Raw genomic sequence first — 16,642 nt, 5'->3', positions numbered from 1 at the left:
TCTTTCTAAAGGTATGCTTTTTCCAAAAACTCGGCCCCAGGGCCCGAGCGGTACTTCTTTTGTACCCACCAAAACAGTCGCCAAAACACTGCTGACGCTTTTCTCGCTCCTTCTTTCCTCAAGTCTCCTACTGGCCAGCGGGCTGGAGGGACAAGACCTGCAAAAAGCAAAAATCAGCCTGGACATACACGCCAAAAGCCTGGAATTTGTCTTCCGGGAGATCGAAAAGGAAACGGACTTCCGTTTCGCCTACCGTCCCGAAGAGCTCGCGGGTTTTACGGACGTCACCATCCGGGCGAACCACCGGAGCTTGGAGGAGGTGCTGCACGAGTTGCTCACGCCCAGGGGGCTTGGGTTCCAGCAAAAAAACAATTACATCCTGGTGGGGTTGCTGCCTGCGGGCGGCGCCCCGGAGCACGCGGACGTACGGATCACGGGCACGGTCCACGACCAGCTCAATACGCCCCTGGCAGGGGTCACCGTCCAGAACCTCCGGACCGGTAAAGCCACGGCCACCAACGCCAAGGGCACTTTCGTCATAGAAGGCAGCCCGGGGGATTCCTTACGTTTTACGTCGGTGGGTTATGGGGCATTGACCCAGGTCCTTCGGGAGTCCCTAGTGTTGGACATTACCCTGACGCCCTCGGCCGGTAACCTGGAGGAGGTGGTCATGGTGGCGTATGGCAAACAAAAAAAGATCAGCCTCGTGGGCGCCCAAAGCACGGTCGACGTGGGCGAGCTCAAGCAACCGGTGGCCAATGTGGGCACCATGCTGGCGGGCCGGATTGCGGGGATCGTCCAGGTCCAGCGCAGCGGGCAGCCGGGCGCGGACGGGGCGGACATCTGGATCCGGGGGCTGGCCACGTTTGCAGCCAACGGGGCCACCCCCCTGGTATTGATCGACGGGGTGGAACGCGCGATCGACAACATCGATCCCCAGGACATTGCGTCCTTTTCGGTGTTGAAGGACGCGGTGTCGACCTCGGTGTATGGGTTGCGGGGCGCCAACGGCGTCATCCTGATCAAAACCAAGTCCGGGGTGGCGGGCAAAACCAAAATAGACGTAAACTATAACGAAGGCGTCACGGCGTTTACCCGGTTACCGCAAATGGTCGACGGGATCACCTATATGAACCTGGCCAACGAAGCAAACGTCACCCGCGGCGGTACGGCCTTGTATTCTGCCCAGACGATCGCCAATACACAGGACAACAAGGACCCCCTCCTCTACCCAAACGTCAACTGGTTTAAGGCGGTGTTCAACCCCACGGCGTCGAACCGGCGACTGAACCTGAGCGCCACGGGGGGCTCTGCCAATGCGCGCTACTATACGTCGGTGGCCTATTATGACGAATCTGGTTTTTTTAAAACCGACGGGCTGGAGCAATACAACGCCACCACGCGCTATCAGCGGTATAATTTTACCAGCAACCTGGACCTCTCCGTCACCAAGACGACAAAGGTGGAGCTGGGGGTTCAGGGCTATATCTCCAACGTCAACTACCCGGGGAATTCCCCTTCGGACATCTTCGGCCAGGCGGTCACGGTGTCCCCGGTGGCCTACCCCATCATGTATCCCGGGGGTTTCGTGCCCGGCCGCAACCCCAACGGCGGGGAGCAAAATCCTTACGCGATGGCCACGCAAAGCGGGTACGTCAATACGTTTAACAACCAGGTGTACTCGAACATCCGGGCGACCCAGGACCTGGGCTTCTGGCTGAGGGGGTTGAGTTTTACGAGCATGTTTTCGTTCGACGTATTCAACCAGCAGCAAATCTCGCGCACCAAACGCAAAAGCACCTACATCATCGACCCCAACAACCCCTATAACCCCGACGGAACCCCCAACCTGAACCTGGTGTACCAGTCGCCCAACACGTCTTTGGGCTTCTCGAATGCCAACGCGGGGAACCGGCGCATCTATACGGAGACGGCGCTCAACTATGAACGCCTTTTTGCAGACAAGCATGACGTCAGCGCCATGCTTTTGTACAACCAGAGCGACTACGACAATGCGTTCCCAGGCGACTTTACGAGCTCGATCCCCTATCGCTCCCGGGGGCTGGCGGGCCGCGCCACGTATGGGTACCTGTCGCGGTATTTTGCGGAATTCGACTTTGGGTATAACGGGTCGGAAAACTTCGCCCCCGCGCGGCGGTACGGCTTTTTTCCTTCCTATGGAGTGGGCTGGGTCGTCTCCAACGAACACTTTTTCAAACCCCTGTCGGGCGCCCTCTCCTACCTGAAGTTCCGCTGGTCGGACGGGTTGCTGGGTGACCAGGGCGGCATCAACCGCTTTGCCTACCTGACCATCCTCAACAACCAGAACCAGCCGGGATATACCTATGGGAACAACGGGCAAAACGGCATCGGGGGCACGGAGGTGACGACCTACGGGGTCAACGTCGGCTGGGCAAAATCCCGGAAAATGGACCTGGGCATGGAGCTCCGTACGTTCAAGTCGATGGTTTCCCTGACCGTGGACCTGTTCAAGGAACACCGGACCGACATTTTCCTTCAACGGCAATCCGTCCCGGACTTCGTCGGGTTGTATAACAATCCGTACGGGAACCTGGGCATCGTCGACAACAAGGGCATTGATGCGACGGTGGAGGTCCCCGACATTGCCATCGGGAAAGTACACCTCAACCTGCGGGGCACAGCGACCTACGCCGCCAACAAGGTCATCGAAAACGACCAGCCCAACCAGCCGTATCCCTGGCTGAACCAAAGGGGGGCGAGCGTGCTGGCCCAATGGGGCTATGTCGCCGAGGGCTTGTTTACCAGCCAGGACGAGATCAACAAGTCCGCGGTTCCCTTTGACAAAAGCACGGTCATGCCCGGGGACATCAAGTACAAGGATATGAACGGAGACGGCACCATCAACGCCTATGACATGGTCAAGATCAGCGACGGGGATGTCCCTTACCTGACCTGGGGCGGGGGGTTCAACCTGACCTGGAAACAGTTCAACTTAGGTTCGTTTTTTGAAGGCACCGGGCACGCCAGCCGCATCATCAACGGAACCGGGATCATTCCCTTTAACGCCGACGGGGGGGTGGACAATGTGTACGCCGACGCGACCAACCGGTGGACGGAGGCCAACCCCAACCCGAACGCGGCCTATCCGCGCCTGGCTTATGGCTCGGACAAAAACCAGAACAACGCCCTGTACAGCACCTACTGGAAACGCGACGTGGGCTTTATCCGGTTGAAAACCGCGGAGCTGGGCTATACCCTTCCCAGGGGAACGCTAAAGCGCTTCGGGGTGACCAACGCCCGGATCTATTTCAACGGGGTGAACCTGCTCACCTTTAGCAAGTTCAAGCTCTGGGACCCGGAACTAAATACGGGTAACGGGACCAACTATCCCATCGTCAAGACATACTCTTTGGGTGCAAACCTGTCTTTTTAAACGCTTGTGTCATGAAAAAATTTGTCTATACCGCCCTTCTATGTTGCCTCGGCCTGTCCTGTAAAAAAGGTTTCCTGGACCAGGTGCCGAACGACCGGCTCACCCTCGACCAGGTTTTTGCCAACCGGACCAACACCGAATCCTTTTTAGCCGACATCTACGCAGAGATCCCGGACGAAGCCTGCCAGCGCTTTGTCAACTCCGGCCAGGGTCATGGTAACTCGGGTCCCTGGACCGGTGCCTCCGATGAAGCCGAATACGACTGGAGCTTTGTCACCAGCAACGACTACAACATCGGGAACTGGAACGCCAGCAGCGCCTGGGTGGAAACGTTCTGGAGAAACTACTACCAGGGTATCCGGAACGCCACCTACCTGATCCAGAACGTCAACGACTGCAAGGAATGCGGGGTTCAACTCAATACGCGCTACACGGCGGAGGCCCGGGCGCTGAGGGCCATGTTTTACTTCTACCTGATGCGCATGTTCGGCCCCGTGGTGATGCTCGGCGACCAGTCCATCGCCCCCGACGCTTCCTTAGGGGACATACAACTCCCACGCACCGGCTTCGACTCCTGCGTAAGCTGGGTGACCTCGGAACTCGACAAGGCCGCTGCCGATCTGCCCGTCTCCTACAACAACGATGAGATTGCGCGGATTACCAAGGGGATTGCCCTGGCCTTCAAGCAGGAAGTGCTTTTTATGGCGGCGCGCCCTTTGTACAACGGGAACAGCGACTATGCAGCCATGGTAGGGGCGGATGGAAAACCCCTTATCAACCAGACCTACGACGCCAACAAATGGACGCTGGCCGCGGCTTCCGCAAAGGCTTTTATCACTCAGTTCGTGCCCACGACGTACGACCTCTTTACGGAAAACGATGCCAACGGAAACTTTAGCGCCTTCCTGTCCTGCCGGGATGTGATGCTCACCGACTGGAACAAGGAATGGATCCTCGCCCGCCCTGCCAACGCCAATTCGTGCAGTACCCGGCAATACGAAACCACGCCTTACCACAATGGGGCCCAGGCCGAAGACCGCGGCAGCGGTGGGCTGGCGGTGACCCAGACGATGGTGGATGCTTTCTTTATGGCCAACGGGCTGCCCATCACCGATCCCAATTCCGGTTACCAGACCGGCGGGTTTACCGATTACCAGGCGCCCGACGACGACACCCTCCGGCCCACCTACAACCAATGGATCAACCGGGAGCCCCGTTTTTACGTAGACGTCACCTATACCGGCAGGCTTTGGCTCAACCGGAATTCCGGCGACGTGGTCACGTATACAAACTATACGGGAAACTCCGGTCTCCAGATCGGCGGCAACGACTATTCGCGCACGGGTTATATTGTAAGGAAAAATATGGCCCTCGGCGACTGGCGCAATGGCGGCCGGGGTTGGATCCTTTACCGTTTGGCCAATGTCTACCTCAACTACATAGAAGCGCTCAACGAATCCAATCCTTCGGACCCCGACATCCTCAAATACCTCAACCTGATCCGGCAACGCGCAGGCGTGCCTTTGTACGGGTCCGCCGGTCTCCCCGTGCCCCCCAGCCAGGACGCCATGCGTACCGCCATCCGCATGGAACGGCGGGTGGAGCTCGCCTTCGAAAACGTCCGCTTTTTCGACACCCGCCAGTGGAAAATCGCCACGACCACCGACAACGGTCCCTTTTATGGACTGAACATCACCCAGGACCCACCGGGTTTTTACACGGTGACATCCTTTGAAAACCGGGTGTTCCAACAAAAACACTACCTGTTCCCCATACCGCAAAACGAGATCAATATCGATAAAAACCTAGTGCAGAATTCCGGTTGGTAAACAGCCGGTTGGTTTCGGTGCCCCGCCTTTTGGCGGGGCTTTTTGTTATCTTCGCGGGATGACGCGCAGGTACCTACTTATTGCTTTTGCTTTTTGGAGCTGCCATTCTGCTTCGGCACCCCCTTCTTTGAGCGATACCCTCGAAACGACCACCCACCGGGGCGACAGCCTTTTCCTCGAAAGCGGCTCCCTGGCGCGCCGCACGGTCGTCTTACCTGACACGACATTGGCCGTTTTAAACCCGGGTACGCTGGTCGTGTATGCCCGGCACGGGGTTCGGTTGGACGGGGATGCATTTTTCGACGCGCCGCGGCCGTTCACCGTGCGGACCCGCAACCTCGTGATGAAGGGGACGGGCGGCTGGCGGGTCAGTGCTTTTGCAAAGGATGAAGGGGAGAGCGCGGAAATATTACGGGGCTCGATCGTTGCCGTTAAAGCCTATACATCCCCCGATAGTGAGTCCGATACGTTGGTTTCCGGGAATATGGTCATGATCAACCGGTCCATCGATTTGATGGAAAAAGAAACATACGACACCACCGAGCTGTCCACCTGGCGCGCCGGCACGCTGGAGTTCCGGCATACGCCCTTCGATTCCGCGGTGCGGCGGATAGAGGATTGGTTCGGCGTCACCGTGGAGGTGCGCGGGGACGAGACGAAGGCCTCGGCCATTACAGGGAGCTTCGCTCAGGCGCGCCTTGATGAGGTGATGCGGGCGCTGGCGCTGGCGTTGCCTTGCAAGTACAGTATTAAGAAGTACGCGGTCACGATAGAGCTGTAGCTCGCCGCGCAGCGGCGGCGCGAGCGCGCGGCACGCGCGTGTTGTGGCGCGCGGCGCGGCACGGTGGGCGCGCGGCGCCGCGCCTTCGGGCGCCTAGCCCACCAACTCCCGATCCGGCGTCGCCATATCCGTCAGGGGCACCTTGCCCCGCTCCTTGCGGACGATCCGCGAAAACAGCGATATTTCCCGGTCGAAAAGAAAACGGAAGAAAAGAAGCGTCCAGGATTTGTGGGCGTGCAGGCTGTTGTAGTACGAAGGCGCGCCCGCCTTGATGAGGGGCAGCTTGTTCCACGGGACGGAGGGGAAGTCGTGGTGTTCGTTGTGGTACCCCACATTAAAGGCCACGGTGTTCAGCACACCATAGTAGCTGTAGGTCTCCTGTTCTTCGTCTTCGACAAGGTAGTGCTCCTGGATCCAGCGGGCCCCCAGGGGGTGAAGACCGATGGAAAAGAAAAAGCTTGCCACGATGAACACGAGCGCCTTGGGTCCCAGAAACCACCAGATGGCGGCCATCGCGACGATCTGTATGCCCAGGTTGAGGATGTTCCAGCCGTCCACCGGTTTGATTTCTTTCAGACGGCCGATACGCAACAACTGCACCAGGGGATATAACAAAAGCCAGAGGGCTTTTCCGACAAAAAAGTTGTTGATCAGTTTGGCCTCCCAGTGGTTGGGAAGGTCGGCGTCGAGTTCGTGGACGCCCTGGAAGGTGTGGTGTTTGAGGTGATACCGCTCAAAACCGACGGAGCTGGGGAATACGAGTGGAATATTGGCCAACATACCCGCCAGGCGGTTGGGCACGCGCCCCTTGAAGATCAGGGCGTGGGCGCATTCATGGATCATGACGAAAAGGGCGTGATCGGCAAACGCACCCACGAGGTAAGCCGCCGCAATGACAAGCCACCACGACTGGTGCGCCAGGAGAGCGGCCAGAACGATCTGGAAGGCAACGATGCCTAAGATGACCCAAAAGGTGAGCGGGTTTTTGCCGATCAGTTTGCGTATATCGGGATAGTCCTTCAGGATGCGCTTGGTGCGGATACGGTGCGGCTCGCCCTGGGTCGAGTACACAAAATCTCTTTTCATCCCTGAAAGCTAGTCATTTTAGCGGAATTCGAGCACGCCGCCTTTTTGTAGCTCCGCGTGAGAGAGGCTAAAGGAAGGATGCGGCTGTCCGTTGAGCACAAGGGTGTACTGCGGTCCTGCTGTACGCACGATGATCCTGAACGTCTTCCCGCCCGGCAGGTGCAGCGTGGCCGCGCGGACCAGCGGCAGACACACCGCATAGTCGCCGGAAGCGGGGTCTACGGGATACAATCCCAAGGCGCCCAGCACATACCAGGCACTGATTTCCCCTTCGTCGTCGTTCCCGCAAAGCCCACCGGGCCGGTTGGCATATTCTTCTTCCAGGATCGTGTGTACCCGTTGCGAGGAACGATAAGGATGGTCGGTATAATTATACAGGAAGGGTGTTTGCTGGTCGGGTTCATTGCCGTGCCAGTATTGTCCTTTGTCAAACAACGAGTCCAGCGCTGCCTCCAATTTTTCGGGTCCGCCCAGCAATCCGGTCAGCCCCGGCATGTCCTGGGGGACGTAGAAAGTATACTGGCGAGGGGTACCCTCGGTGACGAAGTACAACCGGGCGTCCGGGTCCTTCAGCGGATAAAAGCTGCCGTCCGCATGGCGGCCATTCATAAAGCCGGTTCTTTTGTCGAAGACGTGGACATAGTTGCGGGACCGTGCCATCAGGGTGTCGTAGTCCTGTTGCTTTTTTAATGTCTTTGCGATTTGTGCGATGCAGTAGTCATCGTACGCGTATTCGAGGGTCCTCGACGTTTGCTCGTTTTTGTGAAAGGCTTCGGATACCTCGTCCTCCAACGGATAATAACCTAATGCAAGGTAAGAGGCCAGAGACCGGCGGCCCCTGCCGTCTTTGTAGGCTGCGGCATCGGGTATGTCGAACGCGTCTTTGCGCATGTACCGATACGCCGTTTCCAGGTCCACGGGTATGCCCCGGGCGGCGGCAGAGGCGATCAATGCGTTGGCATGGTTCCCGACCATTTCGGCGGTATAGTTGTTCCAGCAGGGGAAGTCGGGCAACCAGCCGCCCTGTTCCGCCTTGAGCAGGATCGAATGCACGAGGTCGCCCGCCAGCGCGGGGCGCAGGATCTCTATCAGCGGGATCTGGGCGCGGTAGATGTCCCACATCGAGAAGTCGTCGTAGTAGGCGCCGCCGACGGCTGGCGGCGCGGCGGCGGTGCGACGGGCGGCCATGGCGTGCGCCAGCCGCGCGTTCTTGTACGACGTTGCGAACATAGGATAAGTGCCATCCACATCGCTATACAACCGCGGCTGCTGCATCGCATGATACATCGCGGTATAGAATATCCGGCGCACGGAGTCGGCCATGACTTCGAGGGTGACGCGGGACAACTCCTGTTCCCATACGCGCCGGGCGGCGGAAACCACCGCGTCGAAATTCCAGCCCGGTATTTCGGCGGTCAGGTTGCGGGCGGCGCCTGCTTCGGAGGTGAAAGACGTACCGATTTTTAGTTGGATGGTTTGTCCTGCTTTTTCCCAAAATCCCACATACGCCACCACCCCACCGGCGACAGGCACAATTTTCACGGAAGAGGTAACCCCCGGGAAGCGCACGGCAAAGCAACCGTCAAAACCCGCGGGTTGGCCGCCGCCCTGGTAGAGGCGGTATACGGGATTGCGTCCGCTGACGAGGTTGCCGTCCACCTGCAGGGTGGCCAGGCCGCGGTCGCTGTTGGGGTGTATGAGGATGTAGACGGAATCGTCGCGGAGTGCGGTAAAACGGATAAAACCGCAGCGGGCGGTGGCGGTGACCTCTGCCCGGAGACCACGTTGCGGCAGGTCCACCCGGTAGTAAGCGGGCGTCGCCGTTTCCGCGGCGTGGGTAAACGCTGTACCCGGATCGTCGAGTCTGAGGGTGCCGGTGATGGCGGTCACGGTCACGCTCCCATAGTCTTGCATACAGCTGCCGCTGATCCAGTGAGAGCCCCGGAAACCGGAGAAAAGGCTGTCCCCATAATAGTAAGGAGCCACGCATTTGGTTTCGGAAAAACGGGTCTGGGCGACCCACTGGGTCATCCCGAATGGATAGGTGACGGACGGGATCGTGTTGGCGAGGGCCTCGGTCCCCTGGCCGTGTGCCAGCGTGGCTTTGGTGGCGCTGGGGGCGGTTCCGATCAGGGGGTTGACATAGGGAAGAAGGGGATGCTGCATTTGGGCGTGGAGCGCCAGGGGAGCAAGGGCCAGCAAAACCGTTTTTCTAATGGACATGGGGCAAACATAAGACATTTAAAGAAGGCGCGGCGGCGTCGCGCCGCGCCTTCTCTGTCTATTGGTTCACCAGGAAATCCTCCCACCCCTGGGCGATCGTCCTGTTGCAGGTCATGGATTGCGTCCCGTTCTCACTGGAGACAAAGCAATTGTTGTTCCCTTCCAGCGAAATGGAGCCATCCGCGTTGCTGATCCAGGTGAATTCTTCCCAGGTACTGTAGCTGACGCGGTTACAGGTGATGGGGTTGACACCGTTTTCGGAAGAGACATAGTCCCCGTTGTTGCCCTGAAGGGCGACTTTGCCGTTTCCGGCGTCGACAACGGTAAAGTGTTCCCAGGCCGAGGCGGTCGTACGGTTGCAGGTCATGGGTATCTGACCGTTTTCGCTGGAGACATAGTCCCCGTTGTCGCCCTTGAGGGTGATCGACTGACCGATGGGGGGCGCGTTTACGGCCTTGTACACGCGGACGTAATCCACATACATGGAGGCGGGCAGGACACTGTTGTCGACCGTCTGGCCGGGGAAGTTACCCCCCACCGCCATGTTGAGGATGATGAAAAAGGGATTCTGAAAGGCCCCGGTATTGTTGATGTTGTTAGTAATATTGGCCGAGGCATACAGGTTGTTGTCGACATACCAGTTGATGCCCTGGGGCGTCCATTCCACGGCATAGAGGTGGTAGTCCGTGGGAGTCGTCTGTGTGTTGCCCCCGTATTGCGTGGCGCCGTTGTCGTACCAGTGGATGGTACCATAAATGGTGTTGTCGGTGTTGACGTGCTCCATGATGTCGGTTTCGCCGCACTGGGGCCAGCCCACGGACCCGATATTGGTCCCCAGCATCCAGAAGGCGGGCCAGAGACCCTGACCCAGCGGGAGTTTGATACTGGCTTCGATACGGCCGTATTGCACGGATACCTTGCCGTTGGTATTCATCCGGCCGGAGGTATAGTTCTGGCCGGCCGCGCTTTGTTGCTGGGCGGTGATCACCAGGTTGCCCCCGGTCACGGTAATATTATTCGCCTCATAAGCTTCCTCCTCGCTGTTGACACCGGGGTTCCCGGTCTCGATGTTCCAGTTGGCCGTGTTGAGGCTGGTACCGTTGAATTCATCCGACCAGACGAGCTGCCAGGCCGTGGCGGCCCTGGGGGTGGTGGGCCCGGACGCCTGGGGGGTTAGGATGTTTTTCGCACAGGACGCGGAAAGCAGGGCCAGACCAAGCAGGCCATAGTAGTGTTTCTTTATCATAGCAAACAATTTGGTTAGGGCTAAAATTGGTCTTGGAAAGTTCGTGATCCAAATAAAGGGGTACGTCAAAACCCCTACAAGACATAAAAACGGGTACATCATCACCCCTACCAACTTCCCGGTAGGGAGAAATACCGGTTATACGGTATTGATAGACAGGCGGGATCCGGTTACTTTCGTCCTCAAACCTCTGCACTATGAAACAGACGATGGCCGTAGTCCTCCTCTCGATATTCCTGGGATGCCAAAAAAGCGGGTCCGGCAACAACAATAACAATAACAACAACGGGCTGGCCAACCAGCCCACCGCCCAGGCCACTTTCGACAGCCAAAGCGGCGGGGTCTACAAAGGATCCCTGACGGGGTCGAGCGGCTATTTTGTGGTCAACCTCCAGGCGACAAAACCCTTTATCATATATCAATGGACGACTCCCTCCGGGAATATCGACAGCCTTTTTACCAGCTCCCTGGGTAGTTGGACCAGCGGGCAGGCCATCACAAAAGCGGTTTTCACCGGGTCGGATGGATCGGTCTTTTGGTTTTCAGTCGGGGCTAATGGCTCCGGCGCTTCGATCGACTCCGTATTCATCCCCGGACATACGGGACCGGTGTATGCCGCCATCGGCAAAGAATTAAGCACCAGCCAGATCAAAATATTCCAGGGAACGGGGACGACCTCCGGCGCCGGTTGTTACAATGGGATCGTAAATTTGTGGATGAATAGTACCACAGGTGCGTATGCCTATCTGGGCACCTCCGGCGACTTCGGGAGCGGTCCATTGTCCGTCAGCGGTAACACCGTCACGACAGGAAACGGGGGCAACAACTCTGAAAACGGCACCCTGACCATCAGCAGCGACGGCATGAGCATTTCCGGAACCGTTTCCAACAAGAGTTGCACGCACGCGATATCGGCAACACGGATATTGTAGGCGCTGGTGAATTTTAGTACATTGATGATTGATGCGCTACCTCTTTTGCCTCTGGTTGTGTTTATGGTGCGCTACCGTGCTCTCCCAGGACGCCGACAGCCTCAGGGCCCGTTATGTCCGGGCGGGCGCATTCCTACAGGTCGGCCGCCGGGATTATCCGGGCGCCCTTGCTTACTACCAGCAGATGCTGGCCCTGGATAAGGCTCGTCAGGACTATTCGCATACGATAGACGATTACAACTCCATCCTCAACCTCTATTTCTATATGGGGGACTATCCCAACGCCATGAAGACCACGCTGGAAGGGCTGGCCCTGGTGGAGGGAAAAGGCGACTCCCTCCAGATGGCACGGTACAACAACATCCTTGGATTTATTTACGAGAAAACGGGGGACACCAGCCAGTCGGCCTACTATTACAACCTGTACCTGCGGCAGTCGGAGCGGGCGCAGAACAAGCTTTTTACCGCCGATGCCTTTGACGACATCGGCGGGTTGCAAGTCGCAGGTGGACATTACCAGGACGCCCTGGCCTCCCTGTCCAAGGCGTATGCCCTCTATGGCCAGGTGAAGGACACGGACAGGCTGGTCTATACGGCCTGTAAAATCAGCCAGGCTTACGAAGGCATGGGGAATTACCGCCAGGCGCTCGTCTATGCCAAGCGCACGCTGGTTTTTGTGACCAACGAAAATGAATACGACCAGGCAGGTTATTATATCAATATAGGGGACATTTACCGGGGTCTGTCGGATTTAGGACATGCGGAAGAGATGACCCGGAAAGGACTCGCGCTTTCCCAATCCATCCAACACCGCGGGAATGTCATGGCTGCCCTGCTGTCGTTGTCCGATATTTTTGCGTTGCAAGGCCGGTACGACAGTGCCTTTTCCTACTACAGACAATACGATTCCCTGCGCGACTCGCTGGGCAATGCCGAGTCCCGGCGGCAGATCGCGGAGATGCACGAACGTTATGCGGTAGACAAAAAAGACAGGGAAATACAACTCCAAAAGGAACAACTCGCCCGGAAAAGCCAGGAACGGAACGTCTTTCTTTTCTCCACCCTTTTCCTGGTGGCCATCATCCTCCTGCTGTACAGCCGCAGACGCCTGAAACTCCGGGCGGAACGGGAAGCCAGACTGAACCGCCAGAAGAGCGAGCTGTTCGGGACCATCATGTCCGTCCAGGACGGGGAACGCAAACGCATCGCCCAGGACATTCACGATACACTCGGGTCGATCTTGTCCGCGGCCAAGCTGAGCCTGTCGCGGTTGGACAAAACCAGTTTCACGCCTTCGCAGGTGCAAGCCTACCAAACCAGCCTGGAACTCCTTGACCAGGCGGCGGCAGAACTCCGCAACATCGCCCGGAACATCATGCCGGCCGGGCTTTCCAAGATCGGGCTGCCCGCCGCGGTCAAGGGCCTTCTCGATACACTGGGCAGCGGGCCCGGGTTGAGCATCAACTTCAATACCCACGGCCTGGAGGAACGTTTGCCCGAAGCCCTGGAGATCAGCCTGTACAGGGTTATCCTGGAGCTGATCAACAACGTCATCAAACACGCCCGTGCCACGCGGCTGACGGTACAGCTGATCCGGCATCCCACCTACATCAACATCGTCGTAGAGGACGACGGCATCGGACTGGACCCCCAGCCCGGAGCCGTAAAAGGGATTGGATTGAACAGCATCATTTCCAGGATCAGCTATCTCAAAGGGACCATCGATATCGATTCCAAACGAGGAGCGGGGACCACCGTTCTGATAGACATACCTTGCCCTTGACTATGACTGCGCCCATACGACTCCTGATTGCGGACGATCACAAGATTGTCCTCGACGGCCTTGTCGCCTTGCTGGAGACCGAACCGGACTTTTGCATTGCCGCCACGGCCCACGACGGGAACGAGGTCCTGGACCTGGTTCAACGCATGCCCTTCGATATATGTCTCCTGGACATCAATATGCCCGGACCCGATGGCATAGAAATTACCCGTGTGATCCGGGCGGAGTATCCGGACTACCGGATCATCATCCTGACCACCTACGGGGAAAAAGAGATCATCATCCGGTTATTACAACTGGGCGTAGCGGGCTACCTGCTCAAGAATTCCACCCGGCAGGAACTGACCGCCGCGATCAAAAAGGTGGCGGCGGGCGGGTATTATTTCAGCGACGAAGTCCAGGCATCGATTGCTCAGGACTATACTGAGCCCCCCGCCCAACAGGGCGTGGCCCTGACCCAACGGGAGCGGGAAGTGCTGGAGCTCCTGTCCAGGGAATACACCAACGACGAGATCGCGGAGGAACTGCACATCAGTTTCCGTACCGTGGAGACCCACCGGAAGAATATGATGCAAAAAACGGGGGCGAGTAACCTGGCGGGGTTGCTGCGCTATGCGTATGGGCAGGGGTTACTAAAGTAGCCAACGCGCCGGCGACGGCGCCACTGACCGTCGCTCGCGCCGCAAGGACCGCCGCCGGCCGCCGTTCGGCCTATAGGCGCCGCTCGACCCGCTTTTGGCCCGCTCTTCATGCATTATATAGTACTTTGTTTTGCATAGTATTATGTTTAATCCATGAAGACAATTATCCTTTTCCTCCTGCTCCTGGCCCCCGCCGCCGGCCTTTTCGCCCAGGATGATGCCACCGTCACGGCGCTCATCCTCCATAAGGACAGCCTGTTCTGGCAAGACTACAATACGTGCAATGTGACGGACATACGGCAATTTTTTTCCGACGACATCGAATTCTACCACGATAAGGGCGGGGTCACCATCGGCCTGGACACGTTTATGACCGCCATCCGTCATGGGTTATGCCGCGATCCGGCGCATTACCTGTTGAGACGGGAAGCGGTCAAAGGCACCGTTCAGGTATATCCCCTGCACAAAGACGGCGTGGTGTATGGGGCGGTCATCAGCGGTCAGCACGTGTTTTATGTCAATGAATCGGGTAAGAGCGAGTACCTGGACGGGCTGGCGCGGTTTACCCACCTCTGGTTGTTGAAAAACGGGGAATGGAAAATGGCCCGGGTGCTCAGCTATGACCATGGGCCGGCGCCTTATGTCAACAACCGGCATGAGATCAGTCTCCCTGCCGACGTACTGCAGACGTATAAAGGTCATTATGCAGGACCTCAAAATACGGTGGATATCAGCGTGGAAAACGGGCAGTTGCTCTTAGTGATACACGACAGCCGGATGGTGCTTTGGGCCGAATCCAAAGATCATTTCTTTTCAAAAGAACGGGACCTGACGTTTACGTTCTTGCCGGACGGCAAACTCGTTGTCCGCGAGCACGGCGCTGTCACCGAAGAGCTGGGGCGGCAATAAGCCCCTGCCCGGTGCGGCAATGAAATGTCGTACATTGTGGGACCTATGTCTGACAAAAAAGTATTGGCCATCTGCGGTAGCACGAGGGCACAGTCTTCGAATAAACGATATATAGAGGCGATGGCAAGGCTGGGGGGGGCCACCTGGAAGGTGACACTTTTCGATGGATTGGCCGGTTTGCCCGCGTTCAATCCGGACCTTGATCCACCGTCCTCCGTACAAGACTTCCTGATGCTGATGGCGCAGGCCGACGGCATCCTGATCTGCACCCCGGAATACGCCATGGGTGTACCCGGGTCACTCAAAAACGCGATCGACTGGACGGTGGGTGTGAGCGCTTTTTCCGGGAAACCCACGGCCCTGGTGACCGCTTCCCTGGCGGGTCAGAAAGGGCACGCCTCGCTGATGGAAACCCTCCGCGTCATCGAAGCCCGGGTCACGGATGAGACGCAACTGGTCATCGGTCACGCCCAAACGAAGATTGACGTCGCTTCCGTAATCACGGACCCGGACACGCTGGAGCGGGTGACGCAATTGGTCAGGGCCTTTGACGACATGTTATGGCACGCATCTTCATAACCGGCTCCACCGATGGACTCGGGCAAACGGCGGCCCGTTTGCTGCTCTCGACAGGACACCGGGTTGTCGTACATGCGCGGAACGCATCCCGGGCGTTGGACGTATTACCGGGGGCCGATGCTGTGGTGACCGGTGATCTCTCCTCTATCAAAGAGACCATAGCGCTGGCAGCAGCGGTCAACCGCCTGGGGGCTTTCGACGCCGTCATCCACAACGCGGGTGTCTATCTCACCTCCGGCCGGAGCGGCACGGTGGATGGGCTGCCGACGGTTTTTGCCGTCAACAGCCTTGCACCCTATATCCTCACCTGCCTGATCGACCGGCCGGCGCGGTTGGTGTACCTCAGCTCCGGTTTGCACAAAAACGGGGACCCCTCCATGGAAGACCTGACCTGGGAAAAGCGCCGCTGGAGCGCTTCCGGTGCTTATGCCGACAGCAAGCTGCACGATGTGCTGCTGGCTTTTGCGGTGGCCAGACGATGGCCGGGGGTATACGCCAATGCGGTGGATCCCGGTTGGGTGGCGACAAAGATGGGCGGAACGGGCGCCCCGGACAGCCGCGAACAAGGGGCGGATACACCGGTGTGGCTGGCGACCAGCGACAATGCTTTGGTCAGCGGCCAGTATTTTTATCACAGACACGCCCGGACGCCGCACACCTCCACGGCTTTAGTGCCCGTTCAGGAGGATTTTCTGCTTGCCTGTCAACGCTTATCGGGCGTGGCTTTCCCCACTGGAGGCGTATAAACCTGGTTGGTAATGGGCGGCGTCACCGGGATCTGTATGACGTTGAATTCATGTTTGGTCGCCAGGTGACAATTGTTACACGTGCTGGTGAGCAACACAAAGGCACTTTTAAAGCCGGCCACATGCTGCCGTCCAATAGCAGCATTGACGCTGTCCAGGGCTGGATCGATCATCGGCAACTGCGTGATCTCGGGCCGGTCCGTGCAATATTTCCGGACGTCGTCCAGGGTCTCTTTGATCTCCCCGGTTTCGAACGCGGCCAGTTTCCAATTGCCGGATGTGCCGGCGAACCACAGCTTGGCGTGGTGTTCCTGTATCCCCATCATGAATTCGCCCAGGCCCGGTGCGTAAGCATTGTCCAGCTTGCTTTGCAAACTGTCTATCCTTGACTGAAGAATGGAATTGTCGGTCGAGGGTTGGGCACACCCGGCCCCTACAAGGACCAAGGTTGCCAGGATCAGGCGTCTCATAA

The 16,642-nt window shown here is 58.0% G+C and carries 13 protein-coding genes; 9 read left to right on the top strand and 4 right to left on the bottom strand.

Going from position 1 to position 16,642, the window contains the following annotated elements:
* The first annotated feature begins 13 nt into the window (after positions 1–13).
* Genes EDB95_RS22635 through EDB95_RS22625 form a run of 3 tightly spaced genes read left to right on the top strand, consistent with a single transcriptional unit; the run spans position 14 to position 6,025 of the window.
* The gene (locus EDB95_RS22635; protein ID WP_133997723.1) at positions 14–3,415 is read left to right on the top strand and encodes a TonB-dependent receptor; all 3,402 of its coding nucleotides are present in this window, start codon (positions 14–16) and stop codon (positions 3,413–3,415) included.
* An 11-nt stretch (positions 3,416–3,426) separates the two neighbouring features.
* Positions 3,427–5,244, top strand: coding sequence for a RagB/SusD family nutrient uptake outer membrane protein (locus EDB95_RS22630; RefSeq protein WP_133997720.1), 1,818 nt, complete (start codon positions 3,427–3,429; stop codon positions 5,242–5,244).
* Positions 5,245–5,302: 58 nt separating this feature from the next.
* Positions 5,303–6,025: a FecR family protein gene (locus tag EDB95_RS22625; RefSeq protein ID WP_133997717.1), complete on the top strand. Its 723-nt coding sequence runs from the start codon at positions 5,303–5,305 to the stop codon at positions 6,023–6,025.
* Positions 6,026–6,118: 93 nt separating this feature from the next.
* Here EDB95_RS22625 and EDB95_RS22620 read toward each other — a convergent pair whose 3' ends face one another.
* Genes EDB95_RS22620 through EDB95_RS22610 form a run of 3 tightly spaced genes read right to left on the bottom strand, consistent with a single transcriptional unit; the run spans position 6,119 to position 10,580 of the window.
* On the bottom strand, positions 6,119–7,111 hold the full coding sequence (locus tag EDB95_RS22620; RefSeq protein ID WP_133997714.1) for a fatty acid desaturase: 993 nt from the start codon (positions 7,109–7,111) through the stop codon (positions 6,119–6,121).
* A gap of 18 nt (positions 7,112–7,129) precedes the next feature.
* A complete protein-coding gene (locus EDB95_RS22615) occupies positions 7,130–9,334 on the bottom strand; it encodes a GH92 family glycosyl hydrolase (protein WP_133997712.1) in 2,205 nt (734 codons plus the stop codon).
* A 58-nt stretch (positions 9,335–9,392) separates the two neighbouring features.
* Positions 9,393–10,580: a family 16 glycosylhydrolase gene (locus EDB95_RS22610; RefSeq protein WP_133997709.1), complete on the bottom strand. Its 1,188-nt coding sequence runs from the start codon at positions 10,578–10,580 to the stop codon at positions 9,393–9,395.
* A gap of 197 nt (positions 10,581–10,777) precedes the next feature.
* Here EDB95_RS22610 and EDB95_RS22605 point away from each other — a divergent pair, with 197 nt between their 5' ends.
* From EDB95_RS22605 to EDB95_RS22580, 6 genes are all read left to right on the top strand, one after another.
* Positions 10,778–11,512, top strand: coding sequence for a hypothetical protein (locus EDB95_RS22605; protein ID WP_133997706.1), 735 nt, complete (start codon positions 10,778–10,780; stop codon positions 11,510–11,512).
* A 1,240-nt stretch (positions 11,513–12,752) separates the two neighbouring features.
* Positions 12,753–13,295, top strand: coding sequence for a sensor histidine kinase (locus EDB95_RS28035; protein WP_394346396.1), 543 nt, complete (start codon positions 12,753–12,755; stop codon positions 13,293–13,295).
* Positions 13,296–13,297: 2 nt separating this feature from the next.
* Positions 13,298–13,936 (top strand): response regulator, encoded by a 639-nt coding sequence (locus EDB95_RS22595; protein ID WP_133997701.1) that lies wholly within the window; start codon positions 13,298–13,300, stop codon positions 13,934–13,936.
* A gap of 153 nt (positions 13,937–14,089) precedes the next feature.
* Positions 14,090–14,845: a nuclear transport factor 2 family protein gene (locus EDB95_RS22590; protein WP_133997698.1), complete on the top strand. Its 756-nt coding sequence runs from the start codon at positions 14,090–14,092 to the stop codon at positions 14,843–14,845.
* A 45-nt stretch (positions 14,846–14,890) separates the two neighbouring features.
* A complete protein-coding gene (locus tag EDB95_RS22585; protein WP_133997695.1) occupies positions 14,891–15,424 on the top strand; it encodes an NADPH-dependent FMN reductase in 534 nt (177 codons plus the stop codon).
* Entirely contained in the window at positions 15,406–16,170 is a 765-nt protein-coding gene (locus EDB95_RS22580) for an SDR family NAD(P)-dependent oxidoreductase (RefSeq protein ID WP_133997692.1), read from the top strand. Before EDB95_RS22585 ends, EDB95_RS22580 begins: the two co-directional genes overlap by 19 nt.
* Here EDB95_RS22580 and EDB95_RS22575 read toward each other — a convergent pair.
* The gene (locus EDB95_RS22575) at positions 16,128–16,640 is read right to left on the bottom strand and encodes a hypothetical protein (protein ID WP_133997689.1); all 513 of its coding nucleotides are present in this window, start codon (positions 16,638–16,640) and stop codon (positions 16,128–16,130) included. The genes EDB95_RS22580 and EDB95_RS22575 overlap by 43 nt on opposite strands.
* Positions 16,641–16,642: the final 2 nt, after the last annotated feature.

It is taken from the genome of Dinghuibacter silviterrae (genome assembly GCF_004366355.1).
Taxonomy (GTDB): Bacteria; Bacteroidota; Bacteroidia; order Chitinophagales; family Chitinophagaceae; genus Dinghuibacter; species Dinghuibacter silviterrae.
This window is presented reverse-complemented; position numbering and strand designations above follow the sequence as displayed.

What these genes read in the sequence shown, in the direction of transcription:
- EDB95_RS22615 (WP_133997712.1), bottom strand. Translation starts at nt 9,334, where the DNA reads ATGTCCATTAGAAAAACGGTTTTGCTGGCCCTTGCTCCCCTGGCGCTC.
- EDB95_RS22620 (WP_133997714.1), bottom strand. Translation starts at nt 7,111, where the DNA reads ATGAAAAGAGATTTTGTGTACTCGACCCAGGGCGAGCCGCACCGTATC.
- EDB95_RS22610 (WP_133997709.1), bottom strand. Translation starts at nt 10,580, where the DNA reads ATGATAAAGAAACACTACTATGGCCTGCTTGGTCTGGCCCTGCTTTCC.
- EDB95_RS22635 (WP_133997723.1), top strand. Translation starts at nt 14, where the DNA reads ATGCTTTTTCCAAAAACTCGGCCCCAGGGCCCGAGCGGTACTTCTTTT.
- EDB95_RS22590 (WP_133997698.1), top strand. Translation starts at nt 14,090, where the DNA reads ATGAAGACAATTATCCTTTTCCTCCTGCTCCTGGCCCCCGCCGCCGGC.
- EDB95_RS22605 (WP_133997706.1), top strand. Translation starts at nt 10,778, where the DNA reads ATGAAACAGACGATGGCCGTAGTCCTCCTCTCGATATTCCTGGGATGC.
- EDB95_RS22595 (WP_133997701.1), top strand. Translation starts at nt 13,298, where the DNA reads ATGACTGCGCCCATACGACTCCTGATTGCGGACGATCACAAGATTGTC.
- EDB95_RS22580 (WP_133997692.1), top strand. Translation starts at nt 15,406, where the DNA reads ATGGCACGCATCTTCATAACCGGCTCCACCGATGGACTCGGGCAAACG.
- EDB95_RS22625 (WP_133997717.1), top strand. Translation starts at nt 5,303, where the DNA reads ATGACGCGCAGGTACCTACTTATTGCTTTTGCTTTTTGGAGCTGCCAT.
- EDB95_RS22630 (WP_133997720.1), top strand. Translation starts at nt 3,427, where the DNA reads ATGAAAAAATTTGTCTATACCGCCCTTCTATGTTGCCTCGGCCTGTCC.
- EDB95_RS22585 (WP_133997695.1), top strand. Translation starts at nt 14,891, where the DNA reads ATGTCTGACAAAAAAGTATTGGCCATCTGCGGTAGCACGAGGGCACAG.
- EDB95_RS22575 (WP_133997689.1), bottom strand. Translation starts at nt 16,640, where the DNA reads ATGAGACGCCTGATCCTGGCAACCTTGGTCCTTGTAGGGGCCGGGTGT.